This is a genomic window from Anatilimnocola aggregata, assembly GCF_007747655.1.
GTDB lineage: Bacteria > Planctomycetota > Planctomycetia > Pirellulales > Pirellulaceae > Anatilimnocola > Anatilimnocola aggregata.
On the sequence record NZ_CP036274.1, the window covers coordinates 8,735,784 to 8,753,545 of the forward strand.

Genomic DNA, 17,762 nt, shown 5'->3' on the forward strand with positions numbered 1-17,762 from the left:
CGGTTTCAGCACCGTGTGTTGTAGACCACGCCGCGCGCACTGTCTAGGAGCGTAAGACGAGACACGGGACGGACTTTGGCGAGCAAGAACGGAGAAGCAAATGCCGTCTCCAGCGCGCTTAGAAGTTGTATTGAAACAGGCCGTTAATTCGGTTCACTTCGGCCGACTGCCCGTCGAAGTTGTCACGCTGGCCACGCAGATACTCGATGCCGAACGACATGCGAGGAATCGGAATCCACCACAAGTTCGCGGCCATGTATTCGCCCTGGCTATACGTCGTGCCCGGCATCCCCACATTGTTCTCGACCGAGGCGACAGAATACGTGAATACCGAAAGCCAATGCTCGTTGTACCAATGCTCGTAGCTGGCATTCCAGGCCGTCGACTTGACGATGTTGAACTCGCCCGTGACCGGATCCACCTGTGCGTCCAGTCCTTGCCCAACAAGGTCTTGCACGTAGCGCGCCGCGCCTGGGCCCCAAGTCCCTTGTAGGATGATGCGACTGCGAGTTAGGCCCGAGGGATTGTCCTCGTGAACCGGATCGGTCCCTAACAAGAGTGCCCAGGGATGAAACACAGTGCTGCCGCTGATGGCCGCCGCGGTATGCCGCTCGACATCGCCGCCGCCCGTGGGTTGATAGGCGATCGAACGGAGCAAACCCGAAATCTGCACGTGGCCTCGATCTGCCTCAAACCGCCAGTGCGTCGTCAGGTCGGGCGAGTCTTGCACACCCGTCCCCAGGCCGCTGGTGGTGATATCCGAAAACGGTCGTTCGATGGCCATGGCCCACAACGTCCGTTCGGTCACCGGCAAGGTAATGCGCGCCGACGGTTGGCGTTGATTGATCCAACCATTGGGGCCTTGAAAATCGACCACGCTGGGCCAGGCATTGCCGTTCATGAACACCGAGTTCTGCTGTCCGAAGCGGAAGAAGCCGAAGTCGAAGAAGGCATGCCGCAAACGGAACGGGTTGCCACCGCCCCCTGCAGCCTGATCGGTGCCATTAAAAAAGTCACCTTCGATCATCGTGTGTACATTCCAGTCGCAGAAGTCGGTGGGCGTCCACGACTCGAACGCAATGCGACTCATGCGGGCGCTCATGTTGAAGTTGCGCCCCGTGGTCTGTGGGACAGGAATGGTGTTGGGAACAAATGAATCGCGCGAGCCAATCGGATTGAAGTCACCGAGGGCCTGCAAACGGACGAAGCCGCGGATGCGAAACGATGTATCGGTGCCCGGCGCGAGAAACGACCCGGGAAACATACCGCCGACCACCAGCCCTTCGCGGGCTGCTTGGGGAACAACGACGGGAGGCGAGATGCGACTGAACTCTGGTATGCCCGGCGCGCTTTGGTAGTCGCGGGCTTCGTAGCCCGGTGGCGCATAGTCAGGCAGTTGGCGCGCCCCAATTCCAATTTCGTCGTAATAGTTGCGATCGTAAACATAAGAGGGAACAGGATCGGACTCGCGGTCGTAGTCCGACGGATACCCACCCATCCCCGGCGCGTTTTGCACATCGCTCGAGGGAAAATAGCCATAGGGAATGGCATTCGCCAGCGGAGGCTGCGCGAACGTGCTGACAGGTTCGATGACTGGTTCGACAACTGGCGCTGCGGAATCGTCCGAGAGACTGGCAGTGGCTGGATTGATGTTATCCGGCCCGTAGTCGGGCGGCGCGGGGACTTGAGCAAAGGCGCAGACCGGCAGCAGGACGAGTGCCGTCCAAGTTGCAATCAGGTTTCGTTTTGCTGGCCGAAGCAAATGCATGAGCCGCCTCCTGTGGGGCACCTGCTTGCTAGCGGCGAGTGGTCAGAGTTCGCGCTCGCGCAGCGGGTGTCACAATCCCTACAATCGGCAAAATTTAACACCGACTGAATTGCTAACTGGGCAATTCGAGGGAGTTCTGCGAAGTGCTAGCGTTTGCGGCGCTGCTTTAACGACGAATTGGTGCGCCCGATCAGCAATCGCCAGCCGCCAAAGCGTTCGCTCAGCCACTTATAGAGCGAAGCTCCCATCAACGAGCCCAAGGCGAGTGAAATGAAAATGAAGAGCGTCGACACCAGGCCATCGACACCCGCAGCCCGGTCGCTCAGCATCCGCGTCACGCTTAGTAGTCCCAGCGACCCCGGCACCAAGAGCCAGAAACAGGGCAAGAAGGTGACCATCGCCGGCGGGCCTTTGAACCGCAGCTGAATCAAATAACCCAGCGGCGTTGCGACCAGCATGCCGAAGAAACCGCTGATCTCTTTACCGAGCAGGGCCGCGCCCAGTTGCTGGGCGGCAAAGGCGAGGACTAAGACCAGCTGCATCCACCAGAAGGAATTGCGCGGCGCTGAAAAGTGGAAAAACACACCGACGCCAAACACAACGACTCCCAGCCACTGCACCCAAGGAATTTGAATTTGATCGGAGGCTTCAATCAGGCTATCGGAACTCACGCCGACAAGTGCCGCGCCGGCCACCAATCCAAAAGCCAAGAGCATCAATTGCACGAACCCGGTCGTCAGCCGGCTGCTGCCGCTCACCATGTCGCCATACACCAATTCCACCATCCCCAGCGACAGCATCGCGCCGGGCAGGAACGAAACGAGGGGCGGAACCAGCGCATGAATGGGGACGACCGGAAGTTCATACTTCACCGCCAGATAGACAACGGCCGAGACGATGGCGGCCGCAATCACCGGCAACGGCACCGCCAGCACGGGACGGTCCTTGTTGAGCAACTTCAGGGCGCCAATAAAAGCACCGAGCACGGCGGCGACAATCAAGTTGGTGAATGCGGAAGCCAGGATCATGGCGACACCAACGGCCAGAATCGTATGCCCGAGCACTTCGCCCACAGCCCCGAAGCGTGGCGCGGTGCGCAAGATCGCCGTGAGCCGCTCGATTCCTTCGCGGGGCGTGATCTCAGCTGCCAGCGCGAGTTCGCCCAAGTCGTAAATATCGGCGATTTGATCCAGTCGCAAGTTTTGCGTCGGACCATCGGCGACCGCAATCCGGTCGTCGACACCATCGTTTACCGAAATGAAGATGGCCGTGGGAAAGACCACCACGCGTGACCTGCGCGCTTTGTAAGCGGAGGCCACACGCCGCAGTTGCAACTCGACTTGCGGGGTCTGTTCGCCGCAGGCCAGGTAAGCCTGCCCCAGCCGAAACATGAACTCTAACAGAGCCTTGGTTTCGACAGTGGCAGGAGCTTGGGCCATTAGGTTCTCAGAGGGGTGGAGTGGGGCAGACTATTTCTGCTTGTCGCTGTTGGGTGCGGCGTTGCCCGGCACATTGCCGGGCGTGTAACCGGGCAACCAACTGCACGGAAAGATCGACAGCAACGATAAACCGGCGAGAACCACAAAGCCGATCTTCAAAGCCCGCAGGCGCGACTCAGAATTAATTCGCACGACCTCGTCAACTTGCTCGGGACTGGCGGCCGTCTGCCCCAGGCGCTCTTTCAGCTGATCGTTGCGAATGAAGTTGATGTTGTTCAAATCAAACTGGCTGGCAAGTTCCGTCTGTTTGAACTCTGGCGAGATCTTCGGATTGTCGATCACGTTCGAGTGAATCATCGACGCCAGCAGTCCGACGAGCAGTGTGCCCATCAGAGCGGTCCCAACGGCAGCGGCCAGATTCTGCGTCACACCGCGCAGCGAGCCCACGTCGGCTGCGAGGGTCTTCGGTGCCGAAGTAACCAGCACATTAAACAGCAGTGTGACGAGAGCACCCTGGCCCAGACCGACCGTGATGAGACCGATAATCACGGGGACGACGTTCCAGTCGTTGCTGACGACGAAGGCCAGCCACAACGTACCCGCTGCGACCAGCACAAACGCGGTGCGCGCGATGGTGCGAGGTGAGAAGCGATCGTAGAACCGGACAATCAGAATGGCCGTGAAGAAGACGGTCAACATGAAAGGCATCATGGCAATGGAAGTTGCCATGCTGGAACTACCTTGCACAATCTGAATGTAGAGCGGTACGGAGAAGTTGATGGCCGCTTCGGTGCCGACGATGACAAACAGCGTGGCCGCCGCAGCCCATTCGCGCGGGGCGTCGATGACTTCAAGCGACAAGAGGGGCGTGCCACCACCGAAGGCATGGCGATGGGTCCAAACGAGGAAGCCAGTGCCAATCACCAGGCCGATGACGATCAAAATTGGAGCTGGCGAGACGCCGAGCAGATCGAACGGGGCCGCATCGCGGGCGAGCAAGAGACCCCAGTTCCGTAAGTTGTTGAAGCCGAACGTGATGCAGATGATTGCCGTGGCAGAGAGCAACACTCCGAGGAAATCGATTTTGACATCAGGATTACCCGCGGATGGCTTCAGCTTGAAACTGAGGAGCAAGATGGCCGCCGCATGGACAATGAGCAGACCGAAACCGAGTCGCCAGTTGATGGCGGCAAGAAAGCCGACGGTGACAAAGGCGAGCACACCGGCAATAGCTCGGGCTGAACCCAACCAGCCCACTGCTTGGGCTTGTTGCTTGCCGCGGTAGTGATTGGCAATGAGCACAACGAGTGTTGGCACTAATGCAGCACCGGCAAAGCCCGCCAGGCCTTGAGCGGCCAGCATGATGACCGCCGTAGGACTGGCCACCATCATGATCATCGCGGCGAGGAACATCGCCACCGCGATTTGAAAGAAGGTCTTCGAGCCAAATCGCTGCCCCAACTTGCCGCCGAGCATGATAAATCCCGAGACGCCCAGCGAGTACATGACGATGGCAGTACCGACCGTCGTGGGGGGCGTATCGAAACTTGCGACCATGCCACCCATCGAGACGGGGAGGGCCGCGACGTTGAACGACATGAGCATCTGGCCCATGGCGATGACGATCATCGGTACCCACGACTCTTTGGCTTCGTCGTCGTCCAAGTGCGATGCTTGGGAAACAGACGCTTTGGAATTCGATTTTTTTGACATGACCGCCTACTAAATAGAAGAGTCGTGATCGTCGAGTGAAGGGACGCAGCGGGTCAAACCTCGGGCTGCGAAACAAACAAGTCCATGCCAAGTCCCTCGCTGAGATATTTGGCGACTAGTTGCCCCTTGATGCTGTTGCCGGCCTGATCGAGAGGTGGGGCAAACGTGCCGACGCCTGCTTTGCCTGGTGACACCGTGACAATGCCGCCACCGATGCCGCTCTTGCCGGGCAGACCGATATCGTAAAGCCACTCGCCCGATGTTTCGTACAGCCCGGCAGTTGTCATGACGACAAGTGCATAGTGGCAAATGGACGCGTCGACGACGCGCTCTTTAGTGACCGGATTCACGCCACCATCGGCCAGCGTCGCGCCCATCACGGCCAGATCTTTCGCGCTGACATTCAGCGAGCATTGGCGGGTATAAAGGTCGACCGCTTCGGCCGGGTCAAGGTAGACGCGACCATAGCTTTGCAAGAGCCGGGCGATCCCCTGATTGCGGAAGTTCGTTTCCGAAGCGCACTGAAACACTTCTTCGTTGAGCGACAACGTCCGTCCGGCAAACCGCGACAAGCCCGTGTGAATGAAGTTCCACTTCTCATCGAGCGTCTTACCGGGAACCAGACTGGTGGTGGCGATCGCCCCCGAGTTGACCATCGGATTGGTCCGGCCATTGTCTCCCTGCTCGATCGCGCCGAGAGAATTGAAGGCCAGTCCGGTGGCGTTGACCCCAATCTTCGCCCGCACCTCTTGGGCGCCGAGCACTTCGCAGACGAGGGCAAAAATGAACGGCTTCGAGACGCTCATGATGGTGAACTCGTGGTCCACATCACCGGCCGAAAACACCTTGCCGCGCGTATTGACGACGCACACGCCCAGCGAGTCCCGCGGAGCTCGCGCCAGGGCGGGATAGACTTGGGAGTTTTGTCCGTCCTGATTGGTTTTGAACTGTTCGTAGGCTTCGGTGACCAGAGTGGTCACTAGTTCATCGGGGGGCAGATGCCCCGTGGAGACATAGGGCTTGCGGGCAGTCGACTTAGAGTTCATGGCAGGTACCTCTATTTGCTTCCGTTGGTGCGCAGCACGGTTTGGAATGTGAAACTGGATTAGCTCGGTGTCCTACCTCTCGATTTCATTCCACGCTGTTGGGTCGAAACGGGGCCGTTGACTCGGTGTTGAACCGTCACCCAAGTGCCACGCGAGTGCTGCGATGATGAGATATTAGAATTCAGATGAGTCAATCGTGATGAAGCTGGCCAACTCGCCACGACAGCATCACGCGGCAGAAGAAACTGCCGACAAAACGGACAGCTTGCTAGCCGCAGCGCTGGCCACCCGCGAGTGCTGCGCAGCAAGCGCCGTTGAGTTTAGCCACGCCTTCTGGGGAGCACAAGCGTGTCCCATTGCACCCACAAACGCGTTCATGGAGCAGTGTTTTTTTGATTAACTGGCTAACTGTTTAGCCGGTGATAAATCCCAGATCGCTAACGACAACCACGTTGTTAAGCACACGGTTATCGGCCCAGTCGTTCAGCAGGGCGAGCATGGCGATGTCGGCGGCATCTCCCTTGCGTTTGCTATCGTCGGTGCCGACTGAGCCGGGCGGGGTAACGGTGGCGCTGAGGATGAGCCCTTGATACACGCGGTCGTTGCCGTTGCCGCCCGTGAGAACATCGTTTTCTGCGCCGCCCACGAGCACGTCGTTGCCGTCACCACCGGTCAGCGTATCGATGCCTGCGCCGCCACCCAGGAAGTCGTTCCCCGCCAGGCCAGTCAGCGTATCATTGCCAGCGCCGCCGTAGCCTTGATCGTTCCCTGCTCCCAGGTTGATGAAGTCGTTGCCGTCGCCGCCGTGAACATAGTCGTTGCCGCCGCCGGCATTGATGAACTTGGTGACGTCGGCCGCGCTCACTCCCTTCACCCCATCGTTGCCGGGGCCGCAGTAGATTTCGTCGGCTCCGCCGCCGGTAGTGATCTTATCGATATACGCGAGATTGGCCGGGTGAACATCCACTCCGCCAATCAGCACTCCGGGCACGCTCGTCGCTAGGGCTTCGCGGTTGGCAGCTGTGTCTGCGAGACCAGCAGCCACCGGGTCGTTGTCGCCCCACACGACATTGGCTCCTTCGCCGCCAGTGATGATGTCGTTGCCACTGCCGCCAACGAGCTTATCGGCAGCTGCCCCGCCAGCGAGCGTGTCGTTACCGTCGCCGCCGTAAAACTCGACGCCGTGGCCAGTAAAGCTGGTGGTGAAGTTATCGTTGCCGCCGCGGCCAACGAAAATCGCCTTGCCAGGAATTTGATAATTGCCGAGCGGGATGGCAATGCGGTTGGTGTAGGTGAAGGTGGCCTGGTTGGGAACAGCTTTGTTCTTGACCTTCACGTCCTTCAGGTCGAAGCGGTCGGCATTGTCGCCACCGCGGGCGTAGAAGTCGCCGTTTACGAACGTGGTGGGCTGGTTGTTATCGCGCAGGCTGGCTGTCTCGACCCCGGCATAGCTGAAGCCTTGAAACAACGAAGCGAAGAGCGAGGTCGAAGTCGAGCCGACGCGCTGACCGAGCGTGACGGGCAGAATCGTGGGGACGAGCGACAGATCGACGAACACCGCGTCGCCCGTTGTGCCCTGAGCGCCACCGTCGATGACAATGTTGGTCAGGGGCTGCGGATTAATGCCCAAGAGCGCGCTGCCGAAAGTGTCGTCGCCGGCCCCACCGTTAAGGTTGAGTCGCGGCAGCCCAAGCACCACGGCAATATTGAACGTATCGTTTCCGCCATTCCCATTGATGGTCACGGTGTTGATGCCCGACAGCGGGATGGTTAGCACTTTGTTGCTGAGCGACAGTGTGCCGCCCGTTGCTGTGGCCGAAGCGGTGGTGAAGCTGATGAACGGGCTGAGTGAAAGCGACGCTTCGCTAATGAGCAAATCGGTGCCAACCACGCTGAGGACGAAGGTATTGTTATAGCCCGCGATGTCGTTGACAGTGAGCGTGCTGCCGCTTCGCGCGGCAGTGATAGTCCCCACAATGCCCGTACCGGTGATGGCGAAGTTGTAGGGGTTTTCGTTGGTGTCGTTACTGGCAACATTAACAATGGCGGCCCGGATGCCTTCGACCGTGGGATCGAAGGTGACGTTGAATGTCGTCGATTCGCCGGGAGCAAGTGTTAGCAAGGCGGGCTGTGTGACCGTGAAGTCGCCAGAGCTGAGGATATTCGTGATTGAAACCGGGTTAGGGGGCAGGATCAGCGTGTTGTCGCCCGTATTCTCAATTGTGTAGGTGCGAGTCAGCGAATTGCCGTCGAGATCTTGTGCCCCGAAGTCGGCGGGGCCGGCCAACTCGGGAATCAGCGTGTCGTCCGCGATCGAAATGGTTCCCAGCTTGACGTTGATGTCGGGAAAGCCGCCGATACCTGTAATGGCGAAGGTATAGGGGCTTTCGTTCGGATCATCGCTGGCGATGCTGACGCTGGCATTTCGCACGCCTGATGCACTGGGGTCGAACGTAATCTCGAACGTGGCGCTAGTGTTGAAGGGGTCGAGAATATTGAAGATCGGCACCGTGGCAATCGGCTGTACGGTGACGATGAAATCGTCGGGATGATCGCCTGTGATGATGACGCGGTTGGGCGAACCGGTGAGACTCAGCACGTCGCCGCCATCATTCAGGATCGTAAAGGTGCTGACCACCGTTCCACCCGTGATCGCAGCACCGCCGAAATCGGTGCCGTCCCCAGTACCGGGGCTCGTATCGCCATTGGGAATGGTGACGACCAGACTTCCCAACACGCTGATATCCGGCGGGCTATAGCCGGAACCTTGGATGGTGAAGGTATAGGGGCTCTCGTTGGTATCGTTGCTGACGATGTTGACGCGCGCCGCGCGAGTGCCGGAGGCGCTCGGCGAGAAGGTCACATCAAATGTGAAGCTGTCATTCGGTGCAACATCGATGGGAAGTGTCGGCAAATTCGCGAGGCCGAAATCTGACGGTGCCGAATTGAATAAAGAGGCCACGAGACTGATATTGCCCGATCCGATGGTCAACGTGTCATCACCGGTATTCTGCACCGTGAAAGTATGGGTCACCGTGTTGCCGATAATGGCAGTGCCAAATGCTGTGCCGTTCGTCGTCGAGGGAGTATCAAAACCTGGGTCGTTGTCGGCGATATCAATCGCATTGCCTTGCACATTGATGTCGCCCGCGCCGGCCTGACCCTTGATGTCAAACGTATAGACACCTTCGGCGTCGGGATCGTCGCTCAAAATAGTGACGGTCGCCGTCTTCGCACCACCGGTCAAAGGATCGAACGTAATTGAGAACGTAGTAAAACCGATAAGGGCCGACAACGATGACGGACTCGGTTGGACAACGGTGAAGTCGCCGGCATTCGCGCCGGTGATAGCCACTTTTGGGCTGCCAAAATTCAAGGCCACGGTGCCAATGTTCGCAATCCGGAACGTACTGGTTGCCGAACCACCAACAACTGCAACCCCGCCGAAATCCGTGCTCTTGCCTGCAGTGGGCGATACGTCGCCATCCGGAATTTCTGTCAGGTCGCTATCGGAAACAAAGATATCGGGCGAGTTGTTCCCCTGGATTCGGAAGTTGTAAGGGGATTCACCTCCGGTGGCGTCATTATTGACGATGTTGATTTGGGCGTATCTTGCGCCGGAAGTGCTCGGGTCGAATTTGACTTGGAAGGTGAAACTGCTGCCACCTGCGATCGTTGGTAGTCCGGGCGCTGTGACAAACGTGAAGTCGCCAGAACCGAACAATATTCCCCCTGCGCTAATGATGTTGAAGGTCGAAATCGTCAAGTCTGTATCGCCAGAGTTTTCAATCGTGTAAGTGCGGACAACATTGCTGGTGCCAGAGACAGTCACCACTCCAAAGTCGGTGTGATCGGCCACCGACGGAGTTGTGTCACCGTCAACAATCGAAATACCATTGCCGACTAGATTGATCTCCGCCGCTAACATCGCCCGGCCTTCGAGTTGCTCCAACTGTAAGAAACACTGGCGGGCGGTGAGTTGTCGGACTCCGCTCACGCGACGCACTTGGGATCGGCTAACGCGGCGAATCAGGGTGCTCAGCGACATAGGAAGATCTCCGAAACTCAGGGGGGCGGTATGGCCGAAAAAAGCGTGAAATTTAGAGCAAATGGCGAAGCATGTTGCCCCCCAAAGGTGCTACGACATATCGCCGCATTGTAGGGCTGCCACTACGTTTGTCCATCCCGGAGACTGGCGTTTGGCAGAGTTATGCCGGGCGTTGCTAAGTGCCAGATTGCCAAGGCGTTCGAGCTTCATTTTTCTCGCCGGGAATCAAAAGCGGCTAACAACGAAGTGACATTTAATGTCACACCCCGACGAGGCTGGCCAACGATTGGCCGGGCGAGACGATGAAGATTTGCGAGAAGATCTGCTCGCTGAGGAACGGACGCAGGCGTGCTTCGTCGCTGAGCGCGGCTGAGCAAGTTGCCGGCTGTGAAGCGGGCGATGGCTGAACCGCAGCTGATTGCCACGCTTGTTTGGCCGAGGCAGGCCAAGCGGCTTCGCCGTCGTCGTACCAGAAGTGTTTGCCGAGTGATGCGGGCTCGCCACAGTCGGCGAGTACGAGCCCGGCAGTCTGCGCGTGACGAGCGGCGTAAACGACAATCGCGTCGACGACTTTTTCGTGCAGTGCGGCATCGACATCGCCGGCCGTGTACGCCCCGTATCGCAGTAGTTGAAAGTTGTTGCTGACCGTAATCAACATGCGGGCCAGGGCCACGCGCTTGCCATTCTTCTGGCCATAAGCATAGACCACCTGCTTGTTGGCATCGCAGGCGTTGGCGAGGACCGACATTTGGTTGCAATCGCCCAAGCTCAAGCAAGTATGAAAGTAGCTCCCCATCAAGAAGATTTCGCGCGGATCAGCGGCCAGGCAAATCTCGACCGGACGGCCGTCGATCTCCAAGGATTGCGATTCGCCATGAAGCCAACGCGTGAGATCGATCCCCTGGGCGGCGGCCCGCGCGAGCCAATCTTGATTGAGTTGCAAGTGCCGCCGATAGTCGCTGCCGTGGTCGCGCCAGGCGGCCATCAGTTCGGTGTGCAACGCGCGCGATTCACTCGGCATCTTCCGCAACCACTGAGCAAATGTCATCAAGCGCGAAAAGGGAACGTCGCTCCGCTGCCAGCACGAGTGCTCGTTCCAGATCGACTCCACGGCACGATGAACGAGCGAGCGCAAAGTCTCTACGGCGAGGATGACAAAGGCTTCTTCCGCCGCGCGAGCCACGCGGGTGTCGCTGGTCGTCCACTGTGGCAGCATCGTTTGCAGGTGATAGTACCGGATCAGTTGCCCCGGAGTGGCCGCCTGCTGAGCAGCCAGGCTGTGAAGGTGAGCCAGTTCCTGCTCCGCTTGGGCGCGTTGGTCCAGCAGTTTTCGCACTGACTTCGGTACCTTCACCGCCTGGCCCCCCAACTGCTGCAAGTGCTGGATGCGCTGCAGCCAGGCAGCAGTAGGATCGTCTGATTGGGGAACAGCAGCAGCGCGGGTCCAGGCTTTCAGTTCGTCGTGCAGGCCCAAATCGAACGCCGGGTTCACCAATTCTTTCAGGGCCGAGTGCAACAGCTGGCCGATGCGCGGCGTCACCGTGGCGGGCGTAAGGCGTTCGAGCCAGGCAATCCATTGCTGCAGGCTCAACTTGTTGGCGTCGTCGCAGCGCGCAAGGACAGAGTAGAGCGCACTGCCGGCGTTCATGTGCCGACGTTCGAACAGAGCATGGGTGCGGCGCAGCCACGGCACACTCGCATTCGATTCGTCAAAGAAGTTGAGCCAGACTTCTTCCTGCGCAAGCCAGCGAATATCGTCTTCGCGAGTGCCGCGCGCCAGCAGACGCCGAATGTTGAACAACTGCCGTTCGATGACGGCGTCGCTTCCCTTGCTTAGAAACGTCAGCAGCCGTTCGTAGCCCGGCAAGCGGCTTTGATGGTTCAGAATGATGGCCAGTTTGTTGATTTGCTGCGGCGAGCGGCGGTTAGCCTGCATTTGGAACAGTTGGGCCGGCAACGGAGCCAGGCCACCATCGCAGGCGGCCAGCGTAGCGATGGCAGCGGGCGAATAGTGCTGCGCCAGTTGCAAGTCGCCGGCGAGTAGACGCTCGCAACGGGCCAGCAATTTGTCGCACAATTCGGGGAAGGTGCCGCGCCGCTTCAGTTTCTCGCCCGGTGTGCTGATCAGGCCGGAAGGTAGCTGATTGAGTCGTTCGGCCAACTCCACATGCAACCAGCCCGCGTACTCCGTGCCGCTGCGGCGCTTGAGCGCCTGCAGATAATCGCGCAGCCGCTCGAGGGCAGCCGTCTTGGCCAGCAGTTGCGGCGCATCGATGACGCTCGTCACCGCGGCCAGAAACCGCGCCGCAGCGCGCGGACCACTCAGCCACATCACCAGCCGCGCGAGCCAGCGTTCGAATTCGGGCAGAGCATACGGCGATTGACTGGCCCGCAACAGTTGCGCCAGCTCGCGCTCTTCGTCGGCATCCAGCACGTAGGGGAGTCCAGCACGGCGCTCGGTGGTTTGAAACTCGCGCAGCAACCGATAGCAGCCGAGCAAGCGGCGCTGCAATCGCTCGACTTCGCGTCGTTCCTGCGCGCGACGTTCGCCGCTGCGCCGGTCGCGCGGGCCAGTTTCCTCGGCTTGCCGCAGCGCGCGTTCCCAAAACAACAGCGACTGCTGAAACGAAGCGAGCAGCGTCGCGGTTAGTTCGCCGTCGCTGCTGCAATCGAGTCCTAGCAGTTCCGGTGCGAGCCCTTCGCCGGGGGGTGGAATTCGCGGCAAGTTGGTCAATTTTGGCAGCAAGCGATGCGCCGTGGGAGTTCCGCGGATGATCCACAAGCGGCCATCGGCAGTGGCGAGCAGGCGACCATGCAAGGTCCGCGCGAGAGTCCGGTGACGCCGAATTCCCACGGCCCAATCGTGTTTCTGTTCAAGGTGTTTGTTCATAGCGGAGTCAAGGCACAGAGCCAGTGCGCGCGCAGCAGCTTGCGACGGCTAGCCAAGGTGGAGGAAAGCGAATCCGAATCAGCGGGCAGAGAGCCGGTCGGCTCAGATGCGCTGAGTAGCAAGGAACGGGGGCGTTAGTCAGGACGGCCCGCGCAGCATCGGCGCGGACCAATAGATTCATTCACAGGGGCGCGGCCAGCATCAGGCCGCGTGTAACGGAACAGGGAATGAGTGACTCGTTCGCATGGTTGCTACGCTTGGCCTCTGGCCGGTGTAGTGCGTGCAGAAGTGAGTTGCGCGCGAGGAACGACGGCGCAACTTGCCTGAAGCAAGGACAGGCTTCTGCGGGCGAGGTTCGCAGCGAATTTCAACCAGCGGCTGAATTCTGGTGAATCCAGCTACTTTGCCATTGTCCTGCTGACTACGATAATCGCTGCCTACCGATTCCACCTCGCCTCCATCGCCGAGCCAATCCCAAATGACGTTTCCGATCTCTCGCCGCCGCGCGTTGCAGTTTGCCAGCTTGAGTGCAGCGGGGGTGCTCAGTCCCGAGCTGTTTGCGCAAGAAGGAAGTGCTCGCGATCCGATTCGCTCGATCGAACGCGAGACGATCTTTCGCGGTCGCGATGGGGGCACGACCTGGTTCAGCACGCGGGCTTGCGCGGTGCCCAACAAAAACGGGGCAAGCATGGTGTTCATGATGCTCGCCGAGATTACGGGCTCCGATTACTTCGGCCCAGTCCATTCGACGCAAACGACCGACCTGGGAAAGACATGGTCAGAGCCTGTCGCCGTGCCGATGCTTGGCCGCACGCCGCGCGAGGGGGGCGTTCAAGAGGGAAGTTGCGACTGGGTTCCCGAGTTTCATGCCAAGACAAATACCGTGCTCGCGATGGGACACAACGTCTTTTACAAAGGGGGCCGCTTTTACAATGAGCAGCCGCCGCGGCACACCGTGTTTGCCGTTCGCCGGGCCAGCGGCGAATGGGGACCACCCACCAAGCTGGAGTGGAATGACCCGCGCGGCAAGTTCATCTACACCACCAACTGCTCGCAGCGCGTGACGTTGCCAGATGGCGATGTGCTGGTGCCGCTGTCGTTTGGAGCCGGCAGCAATGCCCGCAGCGTGGCCGTCGTCCGCTGCTCGTTCGATGGCGAGCAACTCATTGCTAAACAAACGGGGGACGAATTGAAAATGAAGGTGGGCCGCGGCTTTCTCGAACCCTCGCTGGCCACCTTCGATGGACAGATTTATCTGACGCTGCGGGCCGAAGATGGCCACGGTCACGTTGCCGTGAGTGACGACGGGCTGAAGTTCAGCCCGCCGCAACCGTGGACATGGGACGACGGCAGCCCGATTGCCATGTCGACCACGCAGCAGCGCTGGCTGCCACATCGTGGCGGACTGTCACTCGTTTACACCCGCAAAGATGCCAGCAACGAAAAGGTGATGCGTTGGCGGGCCCCGCTGTTCGTCGCTAATGTCGATCTGAAGACACGCCGCCTCATTCGCGAGACGGAACGGATCGCGCTGCCCCTCACCGGCGACGCCGTCAAAGACCCGAATGGCGTGGGACATCTCGGCAACTTCCACACGACCGCCGTCAACGACCAAGAATCGTGGATCACCGTCGGCGAGTTTGCGCTAAAGAACTGGCGCGGCGATACGCTCCTCGCCCGCGTGAACTGGAAGTAACCACCTGTGGACGAAAAGGCCGAGATCAACAACCTGCCCTGCTGCGGCCCGACCGAGACGGCCAAGCTGAAAGAGTTGCCGCACCTGTACGGCTTCGATTTCGATTTGCACTGCTGCCTGAGTTGCGGACGGACCTGGGTCTATGCCTTGAGCACCGGCTTTGGCAGCGGGCGGTGGGAGTGGGTCGCGGAATCCGACGCCGAAGAAATGCTGAACTCCGACGGTGAGGAACTGCAGCAGCTCATGCGCACCTGGGGGCAGCGGCTGGATTGAGTGGCGAATCTTAAGTAGCCCGACGCGTCAGCGAGGGAGCTATTCTGTTCTCGCGCTCTGTTGTAGCGAATCGGTGTTCTTGATGTCCCCTCGCTGACGCGTCGGGCTACCTGAAAAGCCTTTGGCTTCTCGCCCCTCACTCCAAAATGCGCGCGTGAACGAGTGCTCTTTCGAGCAGATTGAGGTGTTGGAGCTTGGCGAGCAAGAGAGTCGCCACTACGACTCTGGGCAGGGCTGGCAGTCGAGTAGGCATTTTTCATTGACCTTGGGCCGCAACACGAGGTTTTGTCGCCTCAGTGGAAGATTGTTGAGCGCGCAGAAGCGATTCGCAAGTAATTTGCCAGAAACTGGCTCAGCGACTTGATTTGCCGCAAACGGGACTAAAATTGAAGGTGGCTGCTTTACTCGCCTCGCGCAGGGGTGTAACTTTTTTTCAAGCAGAAAATATTTCCTTGTCTACATTTGCGCTTTTGGCGGGGCGACGGAATGTTGCTGGCGCGTTGAGAGTGCAGATTTTGCTGCTGACCATCGGGAACATGGTCGAATAGGAGGAGAAGAGCGGAACGCGCAGAGAGATTGCGTGAGCGTCACGGCTATGTCGTCGCAGCCTGGGCATGATTGCCTGCCAGCTGTGATAGTTGCTTTGCCTGGCAGCGCGCGTGCACAATCTCTCCCCAGGAGCTAACACCGGCGAGTGGTCACCGGTTCCGCCTCACCTGTATGGCAAAACTGAGCGTCGATAACTTTTTGGATTTCGTCGAGCGAAGCAAGCTGGCAGATGCCGACCAGCTGGCGAAGTCGCTGGAGACGCTCCGCGCTCAGAACTCGGGTTCGCTCCCCGATGATGCCGACCGTGTGGCCGAGTCGCTGATTGCGGCCGGTCTGATCACCAAGTGGCACGTCGATAAGCTGATGGACAAGAAGTACAAAGGCTTCATCCTCGGCAAATACAAACTGCTCCGTCTGCTGGGCAGTGGCGGCATGAGCACCGTCTATCTGGGCGAACATACGCTCATGCACCGGCTGCGGGCGATCAAAGTGTTGCCCAAAGGCCGCGTGAACGATTCTTCTTACCTGGCGCGTTTTGTGCGTGAAGCCCAGGCCACGGCTTCGCTCGACCATCCGAACATCGTGAAGGCGTACGACATCGATAACGATGGCGACACGCACTACCTGGTCATGGAGTACATCGAAGGGCGCGACCTGCAGAATATCGTCAAGCAGGAAGGGCCGTTGCCGCTCGAAGTGGCCTGCAATTACATCGCTCAGGCGGCCGACGGTTTTCAGTACGCCCACGAGAATGGCCTGATTCATCGCGACGTGAAGCCTGCAAATTTGCTCATCGATACCAAGGGGCAAGTCAAGATTCTGGATCTGGGCCTGGCACTTTTAGCCGACGAAGACCGCTCATCGCTGACGGTGGCTCATAACGAGAATGTGCTCGGCACAGCGGACTATCTGTCGCCCGAGCAGGCGGTGAATAGCCACAAGGTCGATTCGCGGGCCGATATTTATAGTCTCGGCTGCACGCTGTATTACGCCCTCAGCGGGCATGCACCCTTCACCGATGGTTCGCTCGCTCAGCGCATTGCCAAGCATCAAACGCAGATGCCCGAAGATATTCGCAAGGAGCGGGCTGAAGTGCCGCGCGACCTGGCCGATATCTGCTGGAAGATGATCCAGAAGCGGCCCGAGCGGCGCTATGGCCGGATGAGAGATGTATCCGATGCGCTGAAAGGTTGGCTCACGAGTCGCGGGTTTGAGTTCACGCCGGCCAATTCTGGCAACGCCAGCATGAAGTCGATGAACGGCGGCACCGGAGGGGGCGGCGGCGGTTCATCGAAGTTGATCAAGCGCCCGGGTACCGGCAGCAGCGTCCGGCGAGTTCCCGGTGTGGGCGAAGATACGGTCTCGGACAAGTTGCGGCAGGAGACGATGAAAGGTCTCGGCACCGGCAGCAGCGTCGGTAAGACCGACAGCAGCAAGGCGCTCCCTAAAGCGACGCAGCGTTTGCCAATGGCCAAGTCGCTCGATGCTCCCACAGCTGCCAAGCCCGTCGGTGAAGCCAAAACTGGGAGTGATACAAAGTCCGGCAGCGATGCCAAGCTGAGCGGCGAAATGCGGGCCGTGCGCGAAACGAAAACTGGCAGCGATCTCAAATTCCCAGCCGCCGCCAGGCCGGCAACGCCCGCCGACAAGAAACCAAGCTCGCCATTTAATTTCAACGTCGGTGGTCCCGCCAAATCGACATCGAGCCCCGCGTTCCCCGCCATCTCGCTTTCGAAGACTCCCAGTGGCCCGATCCCGACGAATCCCAAAGCGGCCCTTGGGCCCAAGGGTGCCGCGCCCGCGCCACCGAAGGTGAACACGACCGCCACTACCGCAATACCGGTGGGCTCGGCGAAGCCCGCCATGCAACCGCTGATGATGTGGATCATCGCTGGGGCTGTTGGCTTTCTCGTGTTCGTTGGTATTACCGTGGGCGTAATCCTGGTGATGTCTTCAGGCAAGGAGGAAAAGAAGCCACCTGCCACTGAGCAGCAAGCAACAGAGCAGCCAGCAACCGAGAAATCGGCCACGGACAAGAAGTCAGAGAAGAGTTCCAAGTCGCCTGCAAAAACAACGAAGCCACCACAGCGGAAGACAATTCCTGGTAAGCCTGCGAAGCCCGGCGAACTGGATACCGGCAATCTGTTTCCTACGCACGAGTCCCCGCGCAGGCTGATTGCGTGGGTGGGGCCCAATTTGTTTGTCAGCAACTTCTCGCCAATTGGTTAATAATCGCCGAGTTCCGAACTGCCAAAAAGCCCCATTGGACATGTCAATAGGCAGTTTTTGGATTTCGCAAGTGCTTGCCAAATAGCCACTTGCGCATCTTGCTTGAATCTG

General features: G+C 59.3%; 9 protein-coding genes. 3 read left to right on the forward strand and 6 right to left on the reverse strand.

Annotation, left to right across the window (positions count from 1 at the left end):
* Positions 1-118: 118 nt before the first annotated feature.
* The 6 genes from ETAA8_RS33230 to ETAA8_RS33255 all read right to left on the reverse strand — a co-directional run bounded on the left by ETAA8_RS33230 (position 119) and on the right by ETAA8_RS33255 (position 12,904).
* On the reverse strand, positions 119-1,768 hold the full coding sequence (locus tag ETAA8_RS33230; RefSeq protein WP_145099449.1) for a DcaP family trimeric outer membrane transporter: 1,650 nt from the start codon (positions 1,766-1,768) through the stop codon (positions 119-121).
* 146 nt (positions 1,769-1,914) lie between these two features.
* Positions 1,915-3,207, reverse strand: coding sequence for a threonine/serine exporter family protein (locus tag ETAA8_RS33235; RefSeq protein ID WP_145099451.1), 1,293 nt, complete (start codon positions 3,205-3,207; stop codon positions 1,915-1,917).
* Between the two features lie 30 nt (positions 3,208-3,237).
* Complete coding sequence (locus ETAA8_RS33240) at positions 3,238-4,920, reverse strand: MFS transporter (protein ID WP_145099454.1); 1,683 nt, start codon at positions 4,918-4,920, stop codon at positions 3,238-3,240.
* Between the two features lie 53 nt (positions 4,921-4,973).
* On the reverse strand, positions 4,974-5,966 hold the full coding sequence (gene glsA / locus ETAA8_RS33245) for a glutaminase A (RefSeq protein ID WP_145099457.1): 993 nt from the start codon (positions 5,964-5,966) through the stop codon (positions 4,974-4,976).
* A gap of 412 nt (positions 5,967-6,378) precedes the next feature.
* The gene (locus ETAA8_RS33250) at positions 6,379-10,014 is read right to left on the reverse strand and encodes a beta strand repeat-containing protein (RefSeq protein ID WP_145099460.1); all 3,636 of its coding nucleotides are present in this window, start codon (positions 10,012-10,014) and stop codon (positions 6,379-6,381) included.
* A gap of 259 nt (positions 10,015-10,273) precedes the next feature.
* Positions 10,274-12,904, reverse strand: a complete 2,631-nt coding sequence (locus tag ETAA8_RS33255; RefSeq protein WP_145099463.1) for a hypothetical protein — start codon at positions 12,902-12,904, stop codon at positions 10,274-10,276.
* A 478-nt stretch (positions 12,905-13,382) separates the two neighbouring features.
* Here ETAA8_RS33255 and ETAA8_RS33260 point away from each other — a divergent pair, with 478 nt between their 5' ends.
* The 3 genes from ETAA8_RS33260 (at position 13,383) to ETAA8_RS33270 (ending at position 17,651) form a co-directional block, all read left to right on the forward strand.
* Positions 13,383-14,600, forward strand: a complete 1,218-nt coding sequence (locus ETAA8_RS33260) for a sialidase family protein (RefSeq protein WP_145099466.1) — start codon at positions 13,383-13,385, stop codon at positions 14,598-14,600.
* 6 nt (positions 14,601-14,606) lie between these two features.
* Positions 14,607-14,873, forward strand: a complete 267-nt coding sequence (locus ETAA8_RS33265; protein ID WP_145099470.1) for a hypothetical protein — start codon at positions 14,607-14,609, stop codon at positions 14,871-14,873.
* 720 nt (positions 14,874-15,593) lie between these two features.
* Positions 15,594-17,651, forward strand: a complete 2,058-nt coding sequence (locus ETAA8_RS33270) for a serine/threonine protein kinase (RefSeq protein WP_238397635.1) — start codon at positions 15,594-15,596, stop codon at positions 17,649-17,651.
* Positions 17,652-17,762 lie beyond the last annotated feature (111 nt).